Annotated in this window: 21 protein-coding genes, 2 pseudogenes and 1 riboswitch; of the genes and pseudogenes, 12 read left to right on the plus strand and 11 right to left on the minus strand. The window is 62.3% G+C overall.

Translation table 11 applies throughout. The features are described 5' to 3' along the window. Window positions 1–1,128 carry a 4-hydroxyphenylpyruvate dioxygenase gene (hppD, locus tag ACRHIG_RS01555; RefSeq protein ID WP_475415892.1) on the minus strand — a complete coding sequence of 376 codons (1,128 nt, stop codon included), beginning with the start codon at window positions 1,126–1,128 and terminating at the stop codon, window positions 1–3. 125 nt (window positions 1,129–1,253) lie between these two features. Here hppD and ACRHIG_RS01560 point away from each other — a divergent pair, with 125 nt between their 5' ends. After that, window positions 1,254–1,778 (plus strand): Lrp/AsnC family transcriptional regulator, encoded by a 525-nt coding sequence (locus ACRHIG_RS01560; protein WP_034783525.1) that lies wholly within the window; start codon window positions 1,254–1,256, stop codon window positions 1,776–1,778. 38 nt (window positions 1,779–1,816) lie between these two features. On the opposite strand, the pseudogene ACRHIG_RS01565 reads toward ACRHIG_RS01560, so the two are convergent. The 4 genes and pseudogenes from ACRHIG_RS01565 to ACRHIG_RS01580 form a co-directional block, all read right to left on the minus strand. Then, window positions 1,817–2,479 (minus strand): annotated as a pseudogene (locus tag ACRHIG_RS01565) (GNAT family N-acetyltransferase); the annotation flags it as partial. A gap of 102 nt (window positions 2,480–2,581) precedes the next feature. Further along, a complete protein-coding gene (locus tag ACRHIG_RS01570; RefSeq protein ID WP_489629176.1) occupies window positions 2,582–3,679 on the minus strand; it encodes a tRNA nucleotidyltransferase/poly(A) polymerase-related protein in 1,098 nt (365 codons plus the stop codon). 12 nt (window positions 3,680–3,691) lie between these two features. After that, a complete protein-coding gene (locus tag ACRHIG_RS01575) occupies window positions 3,692–4,408 on the minus strand; it encodes a glutathione S-transferase family protein (RefSeq protein ID WP_489629177.1) in 717 nt (238 codons plus the stop codon). Window positions 4,409–4,420: 12 nt separating this feature from the next. Then, window positions 4,421–6,376, minus strand: coding sequence for a lytic transglycosylase domain-containing protein (locus ACRHIG_RS01580; protein ID WP_489629178.1), 1,956 nt, complete (start codon window positions 6,374–6,376; stop codon window positions 4,421–4,423). 65 nt (window positions 6,377–6,441) lie between these two features. On the opposite strand from ACRHIG_RS01580, the gene ACRHIG_RS01585 reads away from it, so the two are divergent. Next, the gene (locus ACRHIG_RS01585; protein ID WP_489629179.1) at window positions 6,442–7,041 is read left to right on the plus strand and encodes a 5-formyltetrahydrofolate cyclo-ligase; all 600 of its coding nucleotides are present in this window, start codon (window positions 6,442–6,444) and stop codon (window positions 7,039–7,041) included. 14 nt (window positions 7,042–7,055) lie between these two features. Here ACRHIG_RS01585 and metF read toward each other — a convergent pair whose 3' ends face one another. The 4 genes and pseudogenes from metF to metK form a co-directional block, all read right to left on the minus strand. After that, the gene (gene metF / locus ACRHIG_RS01590; RefSeq protein WP_475415887.1) at window positions 7,056–7,886 is read right to left on the minus strand and encodes a methylenetetrahydrofolate reductase [NAD(P)H]; all 831 of its coding nucleotides are present in this window, start codon (window positions 7,884–7,886) and stop codon (window positions 7,056–7,058) included. Further along, entirely contained in the window at window positions 7,873–8,229 is a 357-nt protein-coding gene (locus tag ACRHIG_RS01595; RefSeq protein ID WP_034783534.1) for a phage holin family protein, read from the minus strand. The genes metF and ACRHIG_RS01595 overlap by 14 nt, the downstream gene beginning before the upstream one ends. A gap of 81 nt (window positions 8,230–8,310) precedes the next feature. Continuing rightward, window positions 8,311–9,734 (minus strand): annotated as a pseudogene (ahcY, locus tag ACRHIG_RS01600) (adenosylhomocysteinase). 24 nt (window positions 9,735–9,758) lie between these two features. After that, a riboswitch (S-adenosyl-L-homocysteine riboswitch) is annotated at window positions 9,759–9,827 on the minus strand. A gap of 123 nt (window positions 9,828–9,950) precedes the next feature. Beyond that, window positions 9,951–11,117 carry a methionine adenosyltransferase gene (gene metK / locus ACRHIG_RS01605; RefSeq protein WP_436497882.1) on the minus strand — a complete coding sequence of 389 codons (1,167 nt, stop codon included), beginning with the start codon at window positions 11,115–11,117 and terminating at the stop codon, window positions 9,951–9,953. Between the two features lie 188 nt (window positions 11,118–11,305). Here metK and ACRHIG_RS01610 point away from each other — a divergent pair, with 188 nt between their 5' ends. From ACRHIG_RS01610 to dapF, 3 genes are read left to right on the plus strand one after another with little or no spacing between them, the layout of a single operon-like run. After that, complete coding sequence (locus ACRHIG_RS01610) at window positions 11,306–12,175, plus strand: lysophospholipid acyltransferase family protein (RefSeq protein ID WP_489629180.1); 870 nt, start codon at window positions 11,306–11,308, stop codon at window positions 12,173–12,175. Next, entirely contained in the window at window positions 12,172–13,047 is an 876-nt protein-coding gene (locus ACRHIG_RS01615) for an LpxL/LpxP family acyltransferase (RefSeq protein ID WP_489629181.1), read from the plus strand. The genes ACRHIG_RS01610 and ACRHIG_RS01615 overlap by 4 nt, the downstream gene beginning before the upstream one ends. Window positions 13,048–13,058: 11 nt before the next feature. Further along, window positions 13,059–13,922: a diaminopimelate epimerase gene (gene dapF / locus ACRHIG_RS01620; protein WP_475415883.1), complete on the plus strand. Its 864-nt coding sequence runs from the start codon at window positions 13,059–13,061 to the stop codon at window positions 13,920–13,922. 23 nt (window positions 13,923–13,945) lie between these two features. On the opposite strand, the gene ACRHIG_RS01625 is transcribed toward dapF, so the two are convergent. Next, window positions 13,946–14,170, minus strand: a complete 225-nt coding sequence (locus ACRHIG_RS01625) for a hypothetical protein (RefSeq protein ID WP_489629182.1) — start codon at window positions 14,168–14,170, stop codon at window positions 13,946–13,948. Then, the gene (locus ACRHIG_RS01630; protein WP_489629183.1) at window positions 14,164–15,447 is read right to left on the minus strand and encodes a tetratricopeptide repeat protein; all 1,284 of its coding nucleotides are present in this window, start codon (window positions 15,445–15,447) and stop codon (window positions 14,164–14,166) included. The genes ACRHIG_RS01625 and ACRHIG_RS01630 overlap by 7 nt, the downstream gene beginning before the upstream one ends. Window positions 15,448–15,866: 419 nt before the next feature. Here ACRHIG_RS01630 and ACRHIG_RS01635 point away from each other — a divergent pair, with 419 nt between their 5' ends. The 7 genes from ACRHIG_RS01635 (at window position 15,867) to hslU (ending at window position 23,097) form a co-directional block, all read left to right on the plus strand. After that, window positions 15,867–16,946: a porin gene (locus ACRHIG_RS01635; RefSeq protein WP_475415881.1), complete on the plus strand. Its 1,080-nt coding sequence runs from the start codon at window positions 15,867–15,869 to the stop codon at window positions 16,944–16,946. 179 nt (window positions 16,947–17,125) lie between these two features. Beyond that, entirely contained in the window at window positions 17,126–17,803 is a 678-nt protein-coding gene (locus ACRHIG_RS01640; protein WP_475415880.1) for a DUF484 family protein, read from the plus strand. Between the two features lie 7 nt (window positions 17,804–17,810). Beyond that, complete coding sequence (locus ACRHIG_RS01645) at window positions 17,811–18,758, plus strand: tyrosine recombinase XerC (protein WP_489629184.1); 948 nt, start codon at window positions 17,811–17,813, stop codon at window positions 18,756–18,758. A 137-nt stretch (window positions 18,759–18,895) separates the two neighbouring features. Then, the gene (locus ACRHIG_RS01650; protein ID WP_489629185.1) at window positions 18,896–20,014 is read left to right on the plus strand and encodes a CobW family GTP-binding protein; all 1,119 of its coding nucleotides are present in this window, start codon (window positions 18,896–18,898) and stop codon (window positions 20,012–20,014) included. Window positions 20,015–20,495: 481 nt separating this feature from the next. Next, window positions 20,496–20,948: an RNA polymerase-binding protein DksA gene (gene dksA, locus ACRHIG_RS01655; RefSeq protein WP_034753066.1), complete on the plus strand. Its 453-nt coding sequence runs from the start codon at window positions 20,496–20,498 to the stop codon at window positions 20,946–20,948. Between the two features lie 222 nt (window positions 20,949–21,170). Continuing rightward, a complete protein-coding gene (gene hslV / locus ACRHIG_RS01660; RefSeq protein WP_034753065.1) occupies window positions 21,171–21,707 on the plus strand; it encodes an ATP-dependent protease subunit HslV in 537 nt (178 codons plus the stop codon). Window positions 21,708–21,744: 37 nt separating this feature from the next. Next, complete coding sequence (gene hslU / locus ACRHIG_RS01665; protein ID WP_489629186.1) at window positions 21,745–23,097, plus strand: ATP-dependent protease ATPase subunit HslU; 1,353 nt, start codon at window positions 21,745–21,747, stop codon at window positions 23,095–23,097. Window positions 23,098–23,111: the final 14 nt, after the last annotated feature.

Consider the following 23,111-nt stretch of genomic DNA (forward strand, 5'->3'; position numbering starts at 1 on the left):
TTACGCCGCGTTCGTATCTTTCAGCACGCCGCGCTTGATCTGGTCCAGCTCGATCGATTCGAACAGGGCGCGGAAGTTGCCTTCGCCGAAGCCCTGGTCGCCCTTGCGCTGGATGATCTCGAAGAAGATCGGGCCGATCACCGTCTGCGTGAAGATTTGCAGCAGCAGTTCGCGTTCGTTTTCCGTGCTGTGGCCATCGATCAGGATGCGCAGGCGGCGCAGTTCTTCCAGCTGCTCGCCGTGGTTCGGCAGGCGGCGGTTGACCAGCTCATAGTAAGTTTCAATCGTATCCTGGAAATCGATACCCGTATCGCGCATGCCTTGCACGGACGCGTAGATATTGTCCGTACCCAGCGCGATGTGCTGGATGCCTTCGCCGTGGTACTGATCCAGGTATTCGGCGATCTGCGACTTGTCATCCGACGATTCATTGATCGGGATACGGATCTTGCCGCATGGCGAAGTCATGGCCTTCGATTTGAGGCCCGTATGCTTGCCTTCGATATCGAAGTAGCGCACTTCGCGGAAGTTGAACAGGTTTTCATAGAAGCTCGCCCATTCCTTCATGCGGCCACGGTGCACATTGTGCGTCAGGTGGTCGATGTAGGTCAGGCCATGGCCGACCGGGTTGGCGACGGCGCCGGGAATGGCGACGAAATCGACGTCATAGATGCTGATGTCGCCAATGCCGCCCGGCGCGGCCGCGTCCGGCTTGTCGGCGCCCTTGCCGCGCCAGCGGTCGACGAAGTACAGCAGCGAATCGCCCACGCCCTTGATGGCGGGAATATTCAGCTCCATCGGCCCCGTCTTATTGTCGAAACCCCAGGCGCCCAGTTCCAGCGCGCGGCGGTAGACGAAGGCCGCGTCGTCGACGCGGATGGCGATGGCGCACACGGACGGGCCGTGATGACGGGCAAAACGCTGCGCGAACGAATCTTGTTCGGCATTGATGATGAAATTGATGTCGCCCTGACGGTACAGGGTCACATCCTTGTGGCGGTGGCGCGCGATGGCCGTGAAGCCCATGTTCTCGAACAGCTTGCCCAATGCTTTTGGGTCTGGTGCTGCATACTCGACGAACTCGAAACCATCGGTACCCATCGGGTTGTCCCAAGGCTGAAATTGCATGATGTCTCCTCCAAGAAGTAGCGCACAGTATAGGCGTGGGTCACGGGCATTAAATGCCAAAGATCTCCCGAACAATCATGATTTGCGCAATAATATTGCGTGAAACAAGAACCACCGGAGGAAGCATGAGCAAAATTACGCTGGATAAAACGGATCGCAAGATCCTCTCCGTCCTGCAGGCCGATGGCCGCCTGTCGAATCAGGACGTGGCCGAGCAGGTCAGCCTGTCGCCGTCGCCATGCTTGCGCCGCGTCAAAAGGCTGGAAGAAGCGGGCGTGATCCGCCAGTACGTGGCCCTGCTGGACCCGGAAAAGATCGGCCTGGGCTTGCTCGCCTACGTCAATGTGCGGCTGGAAAAGCACAGCGACGCCACGGCCCACAGCACGGCGCGCGTGCTGGCACCGAATCTGGTGACGAACACGTCGCCGCGCGCCGACTTCGCCGTGGCCGTGGCGCAATGGCCGGAAGTGGTGGCCTGCTATGCGATGACGGGCGAAATGGATTATCTGTTGCGCGTGCACGTGGAAGACATGGAGCATTTCTCGCGCTTCATGATGGCGACCCTGCTGCGCCACCCGGCCGTGCTGGACGTCAAGTCGAGCTTCGCCTTGCAGCGCATCAAGGATACGACGGCACTGCCCCTGCTGTAATCAGTCGGCAGGCGGCGGGGGGCCGGCGGCGCGGGCTTCTTGCGCCCTGGCAAGCGCTCGAACAGTTTGCTGGCGGCGCGCGCATTCGCCTTGAATGTGTAGTCGAACATGGCGAACTGCTCCTGCACGGCTTCCTGCAGCATGCTGGTCGGATTCGGCGGCAACAGTTTTAGGTAGGCATCGGCTTCGCCATAGTCGCGCTGGATTTCCATGCCCGCCTTCTTGGCGATATGCATCATCGTCTTGTTCGACGACAAACAATGCATGTACAGGGTATCGACATCGTTGTTGCGGCAGTGAATTGCCGCCCGCTCGAACAGTTTCGAACCGACGCCCATGCCGCGCATCGATTTCGACACGGATACGCCAAACTCGGCCACCTGCTCCTTGTCCGTCACCACGCTTTTCGCCGGCGACTGGTCCTTCGGCGCGAACGCCAGATGGCCCACGCCCACCAGTTTGAACAGGCTGTTGTAGACGCCGTAGATCATGTCGCGCGAGAAATCCATCTTTTGCACGTACTGCGCGACGAGTTCATCGGGCAAGGCGCTGCCGAAGCGCAGCAGGCGGTCGCTTTTCTCGAGCGACAGGAAATGCTTCATCATGCGGCGCCGGTCGCGCTCGTGCAACTGCTTGACGAGCACGGTCGGACGCCCGCCTCCGCTACGGCTGAGCCAGCGGCGAAACGGGTTTTGAAACAGCTTGGGTAAGGTCACGTCGACTCCTGGGGGCGGTGCTGCGGCACGTCAGGCCGTTATTGTGCAGTGCAACATCATGGCGCCATTGTAGCCTATCCGCGCCATTCAAGCCTGGGCCAGGAAGGCCGCCACGGCCGCCACCCGCGCCGCATGGATGACTTCAGGGATGCGTTTCGGCTCCGCACAGCCTTGCGCCAGCGCACCCGCATGCACGCCGCGCGCCGCGTCCAGCCCGCCCTGCAGCCGCGCCGCCTGGGGAAAGTCGCCGGTGACCAGTCCGTCGCAGGCGACGGCTTGCAGCAGTTGCACGAAGCGCTGCGGCTTGCGCAATCCGTCGCAGCGTTCGCACAGGGCGACGATGGCTTCGGCGCCCAAGTCCAGCGCGCCATTGATATGGTCCCGCTCGCGCACCGCCATGACGGCCAGTTCGCGGCACTCGTTGGGCACGCGCAGGCGCTCGCTCAACTGCTCGATGGCATCCTTGCTCATATGCAGCGTCAACGCGGCGAAGCGCACGGGCAAGTCAAGGCCTTGCGCGGCGGCATGGTCGATGACCTGCAGCAAGCGCTCGCTCAACGTGATTTCCCCCATGATGCGCGCCAGGGCGCCGCATTCGTGCAGCACCGTCAGCATGCGCGAAGGATGGCTTTCCATCAATCCCTTGGCCACCTCCTGCCACACGCGCTCGGCCACCAGGGCGTCGACTTCGCCGTCCTGCACCATCTCGCGCATCAGTTCCATGGTGGCGGGCGCCACAGTGAAAGTATGAAAGCGGGCGGCAAAGCGGGCCAGGCGCAAGATGCGCACGGGGTCCTCGCCAAAGGCGTCGGAAACGTGGCGGAAGATCTTGTTCTGGATATCCTCGACGCCGCCGAACGGGTCGGTCAACGTCCCATCCTCGGCCCGGGCGATGGCGTTGATGGTCAGATCGCGGCGCACCAGGTCGTCTTCCAGGGTGACGTCGGGCGCCGTGTGGAAGACGAAACCCCGGTAGCCGGGGGCCGTCTTGCGTTCCGTGCGCGCCAAGGCGTATTCTTCCTGCGTCTTCGGGTGCAAAAACACGGGGAAATCCTTGCCGACGGGGCGGAAGCCCTGGCGCAGCATGTCTTCGGGCGTGGCGCCCACAACGACGTGGTCGTGGTCTTTCACGGGCAAGCCCAGCAGTTGGTCGCGCACCGCGCCACCGACCGTGTATATCTTCATAACACTCTTTTCTTAATCAGGCAATTCCGCGTCGTGCTTGGCAGCAATTTCCGTCTCCGCCAGCGCTTCCGTGATCCAGCGCGCGACGGCCGGGTGCGCCTGCACGCGCTCGCAGTAGGCGTTCAGCGCCGGCGCCAGCGACACGCCATAGGTGCGGAAACGCATGACGACGGGGGCAAAGTACGCGTCGGCGATGGAAAAGTCGCCGAACAGAAATTGGTGGTGGCCAAAGCGCGACAGGCACTCTTCCCAGATTTCGCTGATGCGGCCGATGTCCGCCTGCGCGGCGGCCGTGCGGCCACGGCCAGGCAGCTTCGCCTTGATATTCATCGACATGTCCGTGCGCAAGCCGGTAAAGCCCGAATGCATTTCCGCGCAGACACAGCGCGCCATGGCGCGCGCGGCCACGTCTTGCGGCCACATGTGTTTGTCAGGAAACTGCTCGGCCAGGTATTCGCAGATGGCCAGGCTATCCCAGATCGTCATTTCTCCCGCCAGCAGCACGGGCACCCGGCCGCAGGCCGAATACGCGGCGATTTTTGTCGCCGTGTCGCTCTGGTCGAGCAGCACGCGCACTTCCTGGAACGGGATGCCGAAGGCCGTCATGGCCACCCACGGGCGCATCGACCACGACGAGTAATTCTTGTTGCCGATAATCAGGGTCAGGCCCGGCTCGCGCGCGGCGGCCAGGGTTTGCGTCAGGCTGGGGTCAAGGATGGTGGTTTGCATGGTCAGCGATCTTTAATTGGATGATGGCAAATCGGCCGCGACGGCGCTGTTTTTCGGTCCCACGGTGCCCAGGCGCGCCTTCAGCGATTGCGGGCTCTTCTCGAACAGGGCCGCGTAATAGGTGGCGTTGGCCATCACGTTCTTCACGTAGCCGCGCGTTTCCGTGTAGGGAATGATCTCGGCAAAGACGGCGCCTTCCAGCGGACGCGTCATGGTGGCGCGCCAGATGCGCAGGCGCCCCGGCCCCGCGTTGTAGGCGGCGCTGGCCAGCACTTGCGAACCGTCCAGGCCGCCGAGCACCATGTTCAGGTAATTCGTGCCCAGCAAGACGTTGGTGCGCACGTCGCTCAAGGTTTCCGTCACAAAATCGGTGAGACCGATCTTCTTGGCGACATAGCGGGCCGTCGACGGCATGACCTGCATCAAGCCGGACGCGCCCACGTGCGACTGCGCATCCATGATGAAGCGCGATTCCTGGCGGATCAGGCCGTACACCCAGGCCTTATCCAGACCCAGGGTTTGCGTGGCCGGATGCATCACGTCGTCGTGCGGCGTCGGATAGCGTTGCGTATAGTCCACCTCCAGGCGCGTGCGGTCCGAGGTGTTGACCATGCGGTCGAGCACATTGTTCTGGCGCGCAAATTCCGCGGCCGCCAGATGTTGCCTGTCCGTCATCGAACGCAATTCCCAGTTCCACTCGCGCGTGCCTTCGAAGCGCAAGCGCATGTTGAAGAATTTCAAGGCGCGCTGCAGTCCCGGATTGGCGGCCATGGCGGCGATTTCCGTCGGCGTGATGGGCTGGCCCGGCGGCGGCAAGACCAGGTGGTTGCCCAGCTCTTCATTGGCCAGCAAGCCGTAGAAATTCGATTGCTCGGAAATCGTGCGGTACAGGGCATCGGCCTGCGCATTCGGGCGGCCCGGCGTTTCCGCCTGCTGCGCGCGCGCCAGCCAGTAGACCCAGGTCGGGTCCGCGCGCAGGGAGGCCGGCATGGCCTGGATCGCCGTCTTCACCTGGGGCCAGTTGCCTTCACGCAAGGCGATACGCGCCTTCCACTGCATCTGCTCCTGGGTCAACGGTGCGCCATTGGTTTTCTGCCAATACTCGAACGCTTCCGGTGCCAGTGAATACGACGCCTGCAAGGCCAGGCTGGCCCAGCCGATGGCCTGTTCCTGCGCCGTCAGCTGCGCGCTGGCCTTTTGCAGCGCCACCACGCCCAGTTTCAAGGTGCTTTTCGCCATGCGGCCGACGGCCACCAGGTACATCTCGTGGTCGGCGCGACTTAGACCGGGCCCCTTGGCCAGCACCAGCGCCGGCAAATCGATCGCTTGCGCCATCTTCGCGTCGGAGGCACCCAGCAGCAGCGCGATGCGGCGCGCCGGGCCCGTGGCGTTGGTCTGGCCTGCCAGGCGGATCTGCGCCCACAGGTCGTTCGTGTCGAACTGGCCGTTTTGCGCCAATGCGGCGATCAGGCTGCCGCACGCTTCGCCATAGCCGGGCGGCGAGACGAGCAGGTTGCGCGCCTCGGACGCCACGTTCTGGCCCTTGGCGGCGCGCGACATCAGCGCATAGCACTTGAGCTGGGTGTCGTCATCGAGGGCGAATTGCGGATATTGCTCGTCGAACACGACCCAGTCGCGCTTGCGGCCCAGCTCCAGCAGCCAGTCGTTGCGGAAGCGGTCGGCGATGGCGCTGCCCTTGTAGCGGTTCAGGTAATCGCGAAATTGCGCTTCGGTCAGCAGTTTGATGCGCGGTTTCAGCCGATAATAGTCAACATACGAGGGAATCTGGTAATTCGTCAGGCGCCCCGCATAAAAGTCGGCTTTTTCGACGTCATCCTTGCGCGCGGCGTCGCGCAGCAGCAAGAAGGCATCGTCCTCGCTGCGCGTGTCGGGGGCGGCTGGGGATACGGTGGTCGATACCTGGGCCAGGGCGGCCAGGGGAGACAAGGCCGATGCAACACACAGCATCGTGCCGGCAATCCATTTCAGTGGGGAAATCAATGTACGACTCTCAATCTTAACTTGATGGTGATATGAATAGCGACCCTAGAATAACATGCGATCCGGCTGCACGGCCACCCATTGCGCCACAGGAAAAAGCCGGCTTGCGCAAAGCCTTGCTGGCGGCCCGCCGCGCCCTGCCCGACGCCACGCGCACGGGGTGGGATGCGGCCATCGCGCAGCGCCTGCTGGACTGGTGCGCGCAAGAAAACGTCAAGGAACTGGGCGTGTACTGGCCCCTGCACGGCGAGCCGGACTTGCACGGCGCGTATGCGCAGCTGGCCGCGCGCGGCGTGCAATTAAGCTTGCCGGTGGTGTTGGAAAAGCATGCGCCGCTGGCATTTTCCGACTGGACGCCGGGCGAGCCCATGGTGAAGGATGGCATGGGCGTGGCCGTGCCCGCGCAATTGCGCCTGCGTCCGGCACCTGCCACCCTGCTGGTGCCCTGCCTGGGTTTTAACCAGGAACGCTTTCGCCTCGGCTATGGCGGCGGCTATTACGACCGCACCCTGGCGGCCACGCCCCGTCCGCGCACGCTCGGCGTCGCCTATGCCTGCCTGGCGGCAAGTTTTCCCAACGGCGAATACGACATCGCCCTCGATCACATCGTGACCGAGGGCGATCTGTTTTAACGCGTCAGAACGGTTTATTTCACCAGGCGCTGCCACAGTGCCGTCGTGGGCGCCGCCTGGTTCATGCTATAGAAATGCAAGCCTGGCGCGCCGCCTTCCAGCAAACGCTCGCACAAGCCCGTCACCACGTCCAGGCCAAAAGCCTTGATGGACGCGCTGTCGTCGCCGAAACTGGCCAGTTTCAGACGCACCCAGCGTGGAATTTCCGCGCCGCACATGTCCGAAAAGCGCATCAGCTGCGTGTAGTTCGTGATCGGCATGATGCCGGCCACGATGGGCACGTTGATGCCCATCTTCTGCGTCTGCTCGACAAACTGAAAATACGCGTCGGCATTGTAGAAGTACTGGGTGATGGCGGCATTGGCGCCGGCCTGCACCTTGCGCGCGAACGCGTTCAGGTCGTCCTGCGGCGAACGGGCTTGCGGGTGCACTTCCGGATAGGCGGCCACTTCGATATGAAAATGGTCGCCCGTTTCGGCGCGGATGAATTCCACCAGCTCGTTGGCGTAACGGAACTCGCCCGAGGCGCCGTAGCCGCTCGGCAAGTCGCCGCGCAAGGCCACGATGCGGCGCACGCCGGCCGCCTTGAAGTCGGCCAGCACGGCGCGGATCGATGCACGCGAACCGCCCACGCAAGACAGATGGGGTGCGGCCTGTTCGCCGGCCGCCAGGATTTCGCGCACGGTGTCCAGGGTGCCCTGCTGCGTGGTGCCGCCCGCGCCGAACGTCACCGAGAAATACTTCGGATGCAACTCAGACAACTTGACGCGCGTGGCGCGCAGCTTTTCCGCCCCTTCCGGGGTTTTCGGCGGGAAAAACTCAATACTGAAATTATGCTTTTCCATCGTCATTACTCAAAAGTAAGGTCGACAAGGCCCAGGAAATGATGCTGTACAGAATGGCACCGCCCACGGCCGACCAGAAACTGGCGACATGGAAACCATCGATCACCTGCGCCACCAGCCAGAACAGGAAGCCGTTGATGATCAAAATGAACAGGCCCAGCGACAAAAACGTCACGGGCAGGGTCAGCAGGATCAGCAAAGGACGGATCAGCGCATTGACCAGTCCCAGCACGGCGGCGGCCAGCAGCGCGGTCCAGCCGCTGCTCATCGTCACCGAGTGCATCAAATACGGGACGGCAAACAGGGCTGCCGCATTGATAAACCAAATCAGTAGCAAGCGCATTTCTCTAGCCTGTCAAAAGTAGGGTCAGGCCGGCGGCAGGCGCCGGCCCTCAGAGGGTGAGTTACAGCCCCGGACTACCGATTAATAACGGTAGTGTTCTGGCTTATAAGGGCCTTCTTGACGCACGCCAATGTAGTCGGCTTGCTCTTGCGTCAGTTCCGTCAGCTGCGCATTCAACTTTTGAGTTGCAGGCGAGCGACTTTTTCATCCAGGTGTTTTGGCAGGGTGTACACGCCGACCGGGTAGTTGGCCGTGTTCGCGTACAGCTCGATCTGGGCGATCGTCTGGTTGGCGAACGACGAGCTCATCACGTACGACGGGTGGCCCGTGCCGCAACCGAGGTTGACCAGGCGGCCTTCGGCCAGCAGGATGATGCGGCGGCCCGACGGGAAGATGATGTGGTCGACTTGCGGCTTGATGTTTTCCCACTCGTATTGTTTCAACGAAGCGACGTCGATTTCATTGTCAAAGTGACCAATATTGCAGACGATGGCCTGGTCTTTCATGCGCGTCAGGTGATCGTGCGTCAGGATGTGATAGTTGCCCGTGCAGGTGACGAAGATGTCGCCGTGTTCGCAGGCGTAATCCATGGTCACCACGCGGTAGCCTTCCATCGCCGCCTGCAGTGCGCAGATCGGGTCGACTTCCGTCACCCATACTTGCGCCGACAGGGCGCGCATGGCTTGCGCCGAACCTTTACCGACGTCACCGTAACCGGCGATGACGGCCACTTTACCGGCGATCATCACGTCGGTGGCGCGCTTGATGCCGTCAACCAGCGATTCGCGGCAGCCATACAGGTTGTCGAATTTCGATTTCGTGACGGAATCGTTGACGTTGATCGCAGGGAAAGCCAGCTTGCCTTCCTTGTGCATCTGGTACAAACGGTGCACGCCGGTCGTCGTTTCTTCCGTCACGCCGAGGATTTCCGGCAGGCGCTTCGAATACCAGGTCGGGTCGGCCAGCAAGTGCTTCTTGATCGAGTTGAACAGGCAGATTTCTTCTTCCGAACCCGGGTTGGCCAGCACCGACAGGTCGGTTTCCGCGCGCACGCCCAGATGCAGCAGCAGGGTCGCGTCGCCGCCATCGTCGAGGATCATGTTCGAGTAGACAGCCTTGCCGTCCACGTTCGGCCATTCGAAGATGCGGTGCGTGTATTCCCAGTAATCGTCCAGCGACTCGCCCTTGACGGCGAACACGGGCGTGCCGGCGGCAGCGATGGCGGCGGCGGCGTGATCTTGCGTCGAATAAATGTTGCACGATGCCCAACGCACTTGCGCGCCCAGTGCTTCCAGGGTCTGGATCAGCACGGCGGTCTGGATGGTCATGTGGATGGAACCGGTGATGCGCGCGCCCTTCAAAGGCTGCGCCGCCGCGAATTCTTCGCGGATGGCCATCAGGCCAGGCATTTCCGTTTCAGCAATCTTGATTTCTTTGTCGCCCCATGCGGCCAAGGTGATATCGGCGATGGTGTAGTCGTGTTGCGATTTGAGTACGGCGTTCATCACGCCCTCCTTTCAGTTGAAAAAGGTACGTGAGCGCAGTTGCAGGATATTCCGAGCCTGGCGAATTTCTTCGTCGCAACGCTCCTCGGACGGGGGATTTTAACATTGTCAAGGCTGGCGCGCCAGCTTGTTCGCCATACATTGCCACGTAACAACACATAAAAAAAGCGCCCGCAGCCATGAGGCCGGGGCGCTTTTCTTACACATCCGACTAGATTACTTCAGGCCGGCGGCGTCGCGCAGCAGGGCGACCTTGTCCGTGCGCTCCCACGTGAATTCCGGCTCTTCGCGGCCGAAATGGCCGTAGGCGGCGCTCTTCTGATAGATCGGGCGCAGCAGGTCGAGCATTTGTACGATGCCTTTTGGACGCAAATCAAAGTGCGCCAGTACCAGCTTGGCGATTTCCGTGTCGGGAATCACGCCCGTGCCTTCCGTGTAGACGGTGATGTTGATCGGCTTGGCCACGCCGATGGCGTAGCTGACCTGCACCTGGCATTGGCGCGCCAGGCCGGCCGCGACGATGTTTTTCGCCACGTAGCGGGCCGCGTAGGCTGCCGAACGGTCGACTTTCGACGGGTCCTTGCCCGAGAACGCGCCGCCGCCGTGCGGGGCAGCGCCACCGTAGGTATCGACGATGATCTTGCGCCCGGTCAAGCCGCAATCGCCTTGCGGACCGCCGATGACGAAGCGGCCCGTCGGGTTGACGAGGAATTTGGTTTCCGTCAGCCATTCGCGCGGCAAGATGGGCTTGATGATTTCTTCGATGACGGCTTCTTCGATCTGCTTGTGCGAGATTTCCGGCGCATGCTGGGTCGACAGCACGACCGTGTGCACGCCGACGGGGCGGCCGTCGACGTAGCGCAGCGTCACTTGCGATTTCGCATCCGGACGCAGCCATGGCAGACGGCCATCCTTGCGCAGCTGCGACTGGCGCTCGACCAGGCGGTGCGCGTAGTGGATGGCGGCAGGCATCAGCTCGGCCGTTTCATCGCAGGCGTAGCCGAACATCAGGCCCTGATCGCCGGCGCCTTGATCCAGGTCAATCCCCGCACCTTCATCGACGCCTTGCGCGATGTCCGGCGACTGCTTGTCGTAGGCCACCAGCACGGCGCAGCCCTTGTAGTCGATGCCGTATTCCGTGTTGTCGTAGCCGATGCGTTTGATGGTTTCGCGCGCAACTTGAATATAATCCACATTGGCGTGCGTGGTAATCTCGCCAGCCAGCACCACCAGACCCGTGTTGCACAGGGTTTCGGCAGCCACGCGGGCGCTCGGATCCTGGGTCAGGATGGCGTCAAGGATGGCGTCGGAAATTTGATCGGCAACCTTGTCGGGATGGCCTTCCGAAACGGATTCGGAAGTGAAGAGATAGTCGTTTGACATTGCAAGCTCCTGTTTACTATGTGAATGTTCTGTCGCAGTAAAGAGGATTTTGCCTGCGACGCTTTAGCGAGATTTATATTCCGCATCGCAAGTTGTCTATTAACTCAGCGGTTACTGCATACGTGGTATTTTACGCTTCTTAAAAAATTTTGGCACGGCAACACGCCATTCCTGGAAACAGCTTATACATGTTAGTCCCAATTTTCCGCTTCCTGTCCCTCTTTCCCCTGCCCGTCCTGCATGGCCTTGGCGCTGCGCTGGGATGGGTGATTTACGCCATTTCGCCGTCCTACCGGCGCCGCATGCGCGAGAACATGCAAGGTGCGGGGTTTTCGCAACACTTGCACACGGCCGTGGCCGAAGCGGGCAAGAGCGTGCTGGAACTGCCCTTCATCTGGTGCGCGCCGGCCGAACGCGTGGCGCGCCATGCGACGGTGGAAAACTGGGAACTGGTGGAAAAAGCGCTGCAGCATGGCCGCGGCATCGTCTTCCTCACGCCGCACCTGGGCTGCTTTGAAATCGTCGCCCAGCAGATCGCCCTGCGCACGCCGCTCACCGTGATGTACCGCCCGCCCAAGCGCGCCGCCCTGAAACCGCTGATCGAAGGCGCGCGCGCGCGCGAAAACCTGATGCTGGCGCCGGCGAACATGTCGGGCGTGCGCATCTTCGCCAAGTGCCTGAAAAAGGGACAACCGATCGGTCTGCTGCCCGACCAGGTGCCGCAGGAAGGCGAAGGCGTGTGGGCCGATTTCTTCGGCCGCCCCGCCTACACCATGACCCTGCCCGCCAAGCTGGCGCAGATGGGCGGCGCCGAAGTCATCATCACCTACGCGGAACGCCTGCCGGGCGGACGCGGCTATGTCGTGCATTTCGTGCCGTTCACCGAATCCCTCGACAGTACCTCGGCCGAGCAGGCGCGCACCATCAATGCGGCCATGGAACAATTGATCGCGCGCAGCCCCGCGCAATACCTGTGGAGCTACAACCGCTACAAGGTGCCGCGCGGCGCGCAGCCGCCCACGCCGGCGACGCCCGAGGCCGCCAAGGAGCAGGCATGAGACTGCTGATCGCCTTCATGTGGCTGCTGCACTGGCTGCCCCTGCCCATCCTCGGCCGCTTCGGCGTGGCCATCGGCAGCCTGCTGTTCATCGCCATGCCCACGCGGCGCAGGATCGCCCTGACGAATCTGCGCCTGTGCATGCCGGAATTGACGGAAGCCGAGCGCGTGGCGCTGGCGCGCCAGCATTTCCAGGCCTACTCGCGCAGCGTGTGGGAACGCAGCATCCTGTGGTGGTCGTCGGAAGCGCGATTGAACCGCCTGATCAAAAAAGTGCCCGCCTTCCCGGGCCAGCAGATCGCCGCCAAGCCCACCATTTTGCTGTGCCCGCACTTCGTCTGCCTCGACGTGGCCGGCGCCGCCACGGCCATGGAAATTTCCGCTTCGTCGATGTACGTGCAGCAAAAGAATGCCGCCTTCGACCAGGCCTTGCGCAACGGCCGCTCGCGCTTCAAGCCGCCCAAGCTGTTTACGCGCCAGGACGGCATCAAGACGATTCTGCGCGCGCTGCGCGACGGCTTGCCCTACTTTATGTTGCCGGACATGGATTTCGGCGAAAAGGATGCGGAATTCGTGCCCTTCTTCGGCGTGCCGGCCGCCACCCTGACGGCCACGGCGCGCCTGGCGCTGGCCGCCAAGGCGCAGGTGATTCCCGTCATCGCCACTTTTTTGCCCAACTACCAGGGCTGGCAAGTGACCTATTACCCGGCCTGGGACGATTATCCCGGCGACGACATCACGGCCGCCACGCGCCGCATGAACGAGTTCATTGAGGAAAGAGTGCGCGAAGCACCGGCCGAGTATTTCTGGACGCATAAACGCTTCAAGACGCGTCCGGAAGGCGAAGCCTCGTTCTATAACCAGCACAAGTGATACGGCAGAACATGAAACTCCACTTTACCAAGATGCATGGCGCAGGCAATGACTTCATCGTCATCGACGCCATCAATCAGGACATCGACTTTACGCCGGCCCAGTGGCAGCGCCTGGCCGACCGCCGTTTCGGCATCGGCGCCGACCAGATCCTCGTGGTGGAAAAGCCGCGTCTGCCCGGCTGCGACTTCCGCTACCGCATCTACAACAACGATGGCGGCGAAGTGGAACAGTGCGGCAACGGCGCGCGCGCCTTCGTCAAGTTCGTCAGCGAAAAAGGCTTGTCAAACAAGGCCAGCATCCGCGTGGAAACCATGGCCGGCGTCATCGCGCCGCGCCTGGAACCCGATGGCAGTATCACGGTCGACATGGGCGCGCCCGTGCTCGAACCCGCGCTGGTGCCGTTCGACGCCAGCGGCCTGGACGGCGTGGCGGAAGGCAGCGGCACCCTGTGGCCGCTGGACCTGGCGTTGCCGGGCGAGAACGCCCCCGTACTGGTGTCCGTCGTTTCGATGGGCAACCCGCATGCCGTGCAAGTGGTCGACGACGTCGACGCGCAAGACCTGGAACAGTCGGGCCCGCGCATCGAGCACCACCCGCGCTTTCCCCGCCGGGTCAACGCCGGCTACATGCAGGTCGTCGACCGCCAGCACGTGAAACTGCGCGTGTATGAGCGGGGCGCGGGCGAAACGCTCGCCTGCGGCACGGGCGCCTGCGCCGCCGCCGTGGCCGGCATCCTGCGCGGCCGGCTCGATTCCCCCGTGCGCATCAGCGCGCGCGGCGGCGAACTGTCGATCGCCTGGCAAGGCCCCGGCCACCCCGTCCTGATGACGGGCCCGGCCGTGACCGTGTTCGAAGGCACGATCGAGCTGTAGACGGGTGAAGGTCAGAAGCAAAGTCAGGCCGCCAGGAACTGCTGTTCCTGTGCGACACCGAGTTCGGCCAGGTAGCACTTCAGGCGGTACAAACGCTGCCGGTAATTGCCTTCCGGCCCCGCCACGCCGCAATCGACGCGCTCGAACAGGCGCACCACCTGATCGAGCAGCTGGCGCTCCTGCGCCGTGCGGATCAATGCCAGACGCCGCTTGCCGCGGCCATGCGTGGCGCTGATATCGATCAGCAAACAATGCCCCTGGTCGGCCGCATGGATATCGAGCAACAGCGCCTCGGCACGCGACAGATGGAAGCAGCGCGCCAGTTCCAGGCGCGCCGCCAGCAGGGGTGGCTCTGGCCCAGCTGGCGCAGCCGCTCATCGTCGTGCAGGGCGGCGCACTGGCCCCAGTCGCCGGGCTCGCCGCGCGGCGCGATCTTCGCCAGCGCCGCCTCCGCTTCACGGCTGCCTTGCGCCTGCGCCTGCAGCAGCCAGTACGCGGCGCGCACATCGTTGTTGACGCCGTCGCGGCGATTACGCCAGGCATGCATGCCGCATTCGAGCTGGGCCGGGCCATGCCCCAGGTCGGCGGCACGCTCGAGGCAGAAATGCGCTTCGACCACATTGCGCTGGGAAAATTCCGGTTTCGTGTAGATGCGTGAGAGCACGAACCAGGCTTCGGCCAGTCCCTGCTCGCCCGCCTGCGTCAGCCAGCGCACGGCACGCTTGAAATTGGCCGCGCCATTGCGCGTGGCCAGCCGCTGGCCGTGCGCATCCATGCGCGCATAGCCGAGTCCCAGCTCCAGCTGCGCCGTGCGGTCGCCGCCATGCGCGGCCAGCTCGCAGCACTGCCAGCCCTCCGCATCGCCGCCAGGCGCCAATGCCTGGGCGCAACGCGACAGCAACAGCACCTGCTGCGCGTCGAGGGCGATCGTGCGCGCACCGGCCGCCGCCTGGCGCTGCAGCAGCGCGCGCGCCAGCGGCAAGCCTTGCGACAGAAATCCCGCATGATTGCCCTGGCTCCATGCCTGCTCCAGCCAGGCGTGCAGCGGCGCATCGCCATCGGGGGCTGGCTCGCCGGCGAGGCTGGCGTCCGGCCCGGACGCTGCGGATGATCCTTCTTGCAGGGACAACAACCATTGCGCATCGGGCAAGCCGGCGCGCACGGCGGCGTCCAGCGCCACGCGCGCCTTGGCGCGCAAGGCTTCACTGTGGCTGGCGGCGTTGCCCAGCACCAGTTGCGCCAGCACCAGGCCCGCCTGCACCAAGCCCGCATCGAACGCCTGCGCGTAATACGGGATCAGCGCCTTGGCTGCCGGTTGCGCCACGTCGAATGGCACGTGCGTGCCAATCAGCAAGCACGCTTCCTGGCTATCCTCCTGGGCCGCCCGCGCCAGCCAGTGCAAGGCAGTCGGCAGGCTTTGCGGCACCCCCTGTCCAAACAGGTACACCCGTCCCAACGCCAGCTGGCAAGCGACATCGCCAGCCCGTGCGCCCTTGATCAATCCTAATGTTTCGCGATTTGCCATCGATTCTCGATATTGAGTCAATGATTCTAATAATTAGTGGTCAGCCATCTCCAGGCCCATCGGTTCAGGCCCGCCCTTAGTGTAACGTCCTTGTGTCGTAAATCCGCCAAAGCGGCCTCAAGAACTTGATTCAGCGCAACAATGTCCTGGCCAAAACATGCAAATATCACAATACGCCGCTACGGTGGCGATGGGAAAACGCGTGCCATCGGTGCGGGACTGACGGAAACCGCGCGTTACAAAAATACAACAGGGGCATGCAGTTATGCCGCTTTTCACCAATCTTTTCACGCACATTTGACCAATCCCGCACGTCTTGCGCGCCGACGAATTAAGGTTCATTCATCGAAACGCGACAGTTAGCGCATTTCAATCTGCTCGGATCTCGGACGGAACTCACTTTTAATAGGGAATAAGACATGAAAAAATCACTCGTTGCCCTCGCACTCTTCGGCGCCTTTGCCGCAACCGCACAAGCGCAGTCGTCCGTCCAAATCTACGGCACGATCGATGCAGGCCTGGGCAAAGCGACTGGTTCGACCACCGCCGTCACCAAGCGCGACAACAACAAACTGGGTTTCAAGGGTACGGAAGATCTGGGCAATGGCTTGAAAGCTATTTTCCAACTGGAAATTCGCTATGAATCCGATACCGGCACCGTAGAAAACACCTCGGGCGCCAATTCGCGTCCGCTGTTCCAGGGTCAAAGCCGCGTCGGCCTGCAAGGCGACTTCGGTACCGTGCGCCTGGGCCGTGGCCTGACCGCGTTCCAGGAAACGAGCACCGGTTTCGAACCATGGTCGGGCATGCCTACGCCAGCCGGTTTCCAGACCGACCTGACCGTGGCCGGCTACACCAGCGATCCGCTGAGCGCGCCAGGCAACTCGCGTAACCGCTTCTCGAATGCCGTGTTCTACAACTCGCCAGTCATCAGCGGCTTCCAGTTCAACGCCACCGTGGCCGCCAAGGAAGCGAACAACAATAATGCCTTCCTGGCCACCGCACCGAACGCAACGACGAATGCCTCCGGCAACTTCGGCGTGCCAGCCAATGTGGCGCCTGCATCGAATCCATACTCGGTATCCGTGACGTACGCCTCGCCAGGATTTGCCGCCATGGCCGCCTACGAGCGCAATGGCTTGCAAGCCAAGCTGTGGTCGGTCGGTGCGTCGGTCAATCCGATTCCTGAGCTGAAAGTCATGCTGTCGATCCAACACCAGAAAGATGACGACTTCAAGATCATCAATACCGGCACCAAATCGTGGGTACTGGGCGCCAACTACGACGTCGGCCCAGGCAAGGTCCGCGCTGGCTACGGTCAGAAAACGCCGGATGGCGTAGTCAAAACCAAGCAGGCATCGCTGGGCTACGACTACAATCTGTCGAAGCGTACTTACCTGTACGCAGATATTTCGAACAAGAAAGCAGCCAGCACGACCAACTACAACGTTTCGACTACGACCAACTACATCGGTCTGGGCGTACACCACAACTTCTAATGCCTCGCCTGTCACCCTTCGCGGGTGATTGCTGAGCAAGGAATACAAAGCGGCATGGGCAACCATGCCGCTTTTTTCATGGGTGCGCGGAAAATGCACGGGCGCCGTGCCCTTTGCGCCTATGCCGCCGCACTCTCGGTTAGAATGAAGCGTTCAACTTTCACTGACAGATATTCTCAATGACCGCCACACTCGATTCCAGCACCGTCGCCCAGTACCTGAGCGAGCATCCGACGTTCTTCGAAGAGCATACCGCGCTGCTCGGCGAGGTCAAGCTGAGCAGCCCGCTGACGGGACGCACCATCTCGCTGCAGGAGCGGCAGATGGAAGTGATGCGCGACAAGTACAAGGCGCTGGAGTTGCGCATGTCCAAGCTGAGTCGCCTGGCCGAGGAAAATGGCGACATCGCCAGCAAGTTCCACGGCTGGAACCAGGCCATGCTGCAAGTACGCCACGATGCGGACATGCCGCGCGTGCTGGTCGACGCCTTGCAAAGCAATTTCGACGTGCCCTACGTCAGCCTGCGCCTGTGGCAAGTGCTGCCGGAACACGCTGACGGCTGGTTCACGGAAGATGTCACGGCCGACGTGCGCATGTTCGCCAACAGCCTGCAAACGCCGTACTGCGGCAGCAACCGCGATTTCGAAGCCGTGCACTGGTTGCAGGCGGACAAGATCGAATCGACCGTCATGATCGCCCTGCGCGCCCCGAACACCACGGGCACCTTCGGCTTGCTGGTGCTGGGCTCGCCCGACAGCGAACGCTTTACGTCGAGCATGGGCACCGATTTCCTCGTGCATATCGGCGCCACGGCCAGCGCCGCCCTGGCCGCGCTGCGCGCCGGTTCGCCTGCCTGAGTCAGTCATGGGAGAGGCGCGCGGCAAGGCCGAGTGGCTCGACGCCTACCTGGCGCAGCTGGCCACGCAGCGCAAGCTGTCGCCGCATACCCTGGACGCCTACGGGCGCGACCTGCGCGCCCTGCTGGAACTGAGCGGCAATACGCCGTGGACGGCGCTGGCGCACAACGAAGTGCGCCGCTACACGGCCAAGCTGCATGCCGGCGGCCTGGACCCGCGTTCGATCGCCCGCAAGCTGTCGTCGTGGCGCGGCTTCTTCAACTGGCTCAGCGGTGAAACGGCGCTCGACGCCAATCCCGTCGACGGCATCCGCGCCCCCAAGCGGGCCAAGACCTTGCCGAAAGCCCTGTCGGTGGACGACGCCGTGCGCCTCGTGGCGCCCGCGCAACACCAGCAAGGCGCCGCCGAGCCGGAGCAACTGTGCAACCGCGCCATGTTCGAGCTGCTGTATTCGAGCGGCTTGCGCGTCTCCGAACTGACCAGCCTGGACACTCATTACTGCAAGGCCGAGAATGGCCAGCCCGCCTCGCTGGGCTGGCTCGACATGGCCAGCTTCGAAGTCATCGTCACGGGCAAGGGCAGCAAGATGCGCAAGGTGCCGGTCGGCAAGGCAGCCCTCGTCGCCCTGACTGCCTGGCTGGCCGTGCGCCCGTCTGCGGCCGATGGCAGCGCCGCCTTGTTTCTCAGCACGCGCGGCACGCGCATCTCGCCCCGCGTGCTGCAGCTGCGCCTGAAGGCGCATGCGCTGGCGACGGAAATCCCCGCCAACGTGCACCCGCACGTGCTGCGCCACTCGTTCGCCTCGCACGTGCTGCAATCGTCGGGCGACTTGCGCGCCGTGCAGGAAATGCTGGGCCATTCCAGCATCACCTCGACCCAGGTCTACACGGCCCTCGATTTCCAGCATCTGGCGCACGTGTACGACCAGGCGCACCCCCGCGCCAAGGCGAAGTAGACAGCCGCGCCCGTTGGCCGGCCTGATCCATATCAAGCGGATGGGCGCGCATTTGCAAGCTTTTGCAAAATTCCGGCATAATCGTCCGCATTCTTCCGCTTGCGCGGCGGCACCACCGATTACAGCATAGGCATCTCATGGCACTGATTCCAACCACCATCCTCACCGGTTTCCTGGGCGCAGGCAAAACCACCTTGCTCAACCGCATACTGCAGGAAGACCATGGCATGCGCATCGCCGTGATCGAAAACGAGTTTGGCCAGGAAAACATCGACAATGACATCCTGGTGCAGGATAGCAACGAACACATCATCGAGATGAACAACGGCTGCATCTGCTGCACCGTGCGCGGCGACCTGATCGTCGGCCTGTCGGAACTGGCGCGCAAGCGCGACGCCGGCCTGCTGGCGTTCGACCGCGTCGTCATCGAAACGACGGGCCTGGCCAATCCCGGCCCCGTGGCGCAGACCTTCTTTGTCGATGAGGAAGTGGGCAGCCACTACATGCTCGACGCCATCCTCACGGTGGTCGATGCCCGTCATGCCATGAAGCAACTCGATGAATACGAGGAAGCCCAGCGGCAAGTGGGCTTTGCCGACAAGCTGCTGCTGTCGAAAACCGACCTCGTCAGTGAAGACGACGTGGCCGTCCTGACGCGCCGCCTGAAGCGCATCAATCCCCGCGCGCCCATCGCCAAGGTCGATTTCGGCCGCGCGCCGCTGGCCGAGGTGCTCGACATCCGCGGTTTCAACCTGAATGAAAAACTGGAACTGGACCCGGATTTCCTGGAGACAGAGACGGCGCACGTCCACGATCACGACCACGCGCACGGCCACGAGCACGCACATGAACACGGCAATGAGCACGGCAATGAGCACGGCCATGAGCACGCGCATGAGCACAGCGACGCCTGTGCCGCCGATTGCGGCCATGCCGACCATCACCATGCGCAGCACAGCGACGATATCGCCGCCTTTGTTTTCAAGAGCACGCAACCGTTCGACAGCGCCAAGCTCGACGAGTTCCTCGGCGGCCTGGTGCAGGTGTATGGCCCGCGCATGCTGCGCTACAAGGGCGTGCTGCTGATGCAGGGCGCAGAACGCAAGGTGGTCTTCCAGGGCGTGCACCAGCTGATGGGCAGCGACCTGGGCGCCAAATGGGGCGAAAACGAAGTGCGCGGCAGCAAAATGGTGTTTATTGGCAAAAATCTACCAAAAGACATTTTTATTCGCGGACTCGAACAATGTTTGGTATAAACTAGCCGGGTTTTGCAAAATACCCGTTGCAAAGCAGAAACAAAAGGGAAAGTTAAGCACGCTTTCCCGCTGTCCGACATCCATCTTGCTGGCATAAACCAACAAGTAGCCGTCTCTGATCGGCTAGTCAACAAATCGGGATGGCAATATAAGGCAAAGCGTGCCAAAATCAGCGACGAAAACGGCCCATGTCGTTCGCCTGTCATGAAATGCTGGCAAACTGCCGCTGGCCGCATGCCAGGCATGCAAGCGATCCACCCAACACGCCCGTTGACGCGCGCATAGCGCGACAGGCATAGAGCGGTAAAAAGTTATCAACATGGCACCATGGCCGGCCGGTAGTCCTGGCTTTCGCCGGCAAGCCAAGGTCGCACGCAGTACAGCGGGACAGCAATGCCAAGCGGAACCTGTACAGTTGCTCGGTATCGCCGCATCAACTGATCAATTTGAAAACTCTGTCGTATCGAAGGTAAGCGAAGTTATGACCAAAACTAATAAATCGACCCCGGCCGCCAACCAAGACATCCCTCTCATCAGCGAAGACCAAATTCGCGCCATGAGCGAAGATGACTACATGAATCCGGCACAACTGGCATTCTTCAAGGCGCGCCTGCAGCAGCTCGAAAAAGACCTGCTGAAAAACGCCGGCGAAACCACGGAACACTTGCGTGAAACCGTGCTCGTACCGGACCCGGCCGACCGCGCCACCATCGAGGAAGAGCATGCGCTGGAACTGCGCACGCGCGACCGCGAACGCAAATTGCTGAAGAAAGTACAGCAATCGATCGCCAGCATCGACGCCGGCGACTATGGCTGGTGCGAAGAAACGGGCGAGCCTATCGGCATCCCGCGCCTGATCGCCCGTCCGACCGCCACCCTGTCGCTGGAAGCCCAGCAACGGCGCGAACTGAAGCAAAAGCTGTACGGCGACTGATCGTCCCGCCCCTTGCGCGGCCGCCCCGGCGGTCCCGCGATGGCGAATGAAAAAGCACACGACCCCGGTTGCGTGCTTTTTTCGTCCCGCGCCGGCCTACACTGAAGCAAGCACGGCAGTGGCACATGCCGCTTGCAATTGCCTTTTCCATCCCCACGTTTGAACCATGGGCGCGCAATCGCATGGCCTTGCACGCATCGGCACGAATCTTTTGAGGTCACTATGGAACAATTTCACGGCACCACCATCCTCTGCGTCCGGCGCGGCAAGCAAGTCGCCCTGGGCGGCGACGGCCAGGTAACGCTCGGCAACATCGTCATGAAGGGCACGGCCCGTAAAGTGCGTAAGTTGTATCAGGGCAAGGTCCTGGTCGGCTTTGCCGGCGGCACCGCCGACGCTTTTACCCTGCTCGACCGATTTGAAGGCAAGCTGGAAAAACACCAGGGCAATCTGCTGCGCGCCTCCGTCGAACTGGCCAAGGACTGGCGCACCGACCGCGTGCTGCGCCGCCTGGAAGCGATGCTGCTGGTGGCCGACAGCGAGTCGACCCTGGTCATCACGGGCAATGGCGACGTGCTGGAACCGGAAGACGGCATCGGCGCCATCGGCTCGGGCGGCACCTACGCCCAATCCGCCGCCAAGGCGCTGCAGGAAAACACGGACTTGTCGCCGGCCGACGTGGTCAAGAAATCGCTGACCATCGCCGCGGAACTGTGTATTTATACGAATATGTCGCACATTATCGAGACGCTCGACTAAGCGTCCGCGAGCAAAGAATAGAAAGCCAACTATGATCATGAACATGACCCCGTCAGAAATCGTCACCGAACTCGACAAACACGTGGTGGGCCAGGCCAAGGCCAAGCGCGCCGTCGCCATCGCCCTGCGCAACCGCTGGCGCCGCCAGCAGGTGGCCGAACCCCTGCGCCATGAAATCACGCCCAAGAACATCCTCATGATCGGCCCCACGGGCGTCGGCAAGACGGAAATCGCGCGCCGCCTGGCCAAGCTGGCCGAGGCGCCGTTCATCAAGATCGAAGCGACCAAATTTACCGAAGTCGGTTATGTGGGGCGCGACGTCGACACCATCATCCGCGACCTGATCGACATCGGTATCAAGCAGACGCGCGCGCTGGAAATGAAGAAGGTGCGCGCGCGCGCCGAAGATGCGGCCGAAGACCGCGTCATCGACATCCTCGTGCCGCCGGCGCGCGACTTCGGCTTCACGCCGAATACGGCAGCGGCCGTGGACACGGGCAGCGGCGACAGCACGCGCCAGACCTTCCGCAAGCGCTTGCGCCAGGGCGAGCTCGATGACAAGGAAATCGAGATCGAGCTGGCCGAGGCGGGTCCGCAGATGGAAATCATGGCGCCGCCGGGCATGGAGGAAATGACGGAACAGATCAAGTCCATGTTCTCGGGCGTCGGCGGGCAGCGCAAGAAGGCGCGCAAGGTCAAGATCAAGGAAGCCTTGAAACTGCTGGTCGAGGAAGAAGCGGCCAAGCTGCTCAACGAAGATGAGCTGAAACAGAAGGCCATCCAGAACGTCGAGCAGAACGGCATCGTGTTTTTGGACGAAATCGACAAGATCGCCTCGCGCTCGGAATCCGGCGGCGCCGACGTCTCGCGCGCCGGCGTGCAGCGCGACCTGCTGCCGCTGGTCGAGGGCACGACCGTCAACACGAAATATGGCATGATCCGCACGGACCACATCCTGTTCATCGCCTCCGGCGCCTTCCATCTGTCGAAGCCGTCGGACCTGATCCCGGAACTGCAGGGGCGCTTCCCCATCCGCGTGGAGCTGGAATCGCTGTCGATTGCGGACTTCGAGCGCATTCTCACCAGTACCGACGCCTGCCTGACGATGCAGTACGAAGCCTTGCTGGCGACGGAAAACCTGAAACTGCAATTCGCGCCGGAAGGCATCACGCGCCTGGCGGAAATCGCCTACTCGGTCAACGAGCGCACGGAAAACATCGGCGCGCGCCGGCTGCACACGGTGATGGAAAAGCTGCTGGAAGAAGTGTCGTTTACGGCCAGCGAAGGCAGCAGCAGCACGGAAAATGTGCTGGTGATCGATGCCGCGTACGTCAACGAACGCCTGGAAGCGCTGTCGGTCAACGAGGACCTGTCGCGCTACGTGCTGTAAGAAAGAAGGGGGAA

The organism is Janthinobacterium sp. C22, from assembly GCF_057919405.1.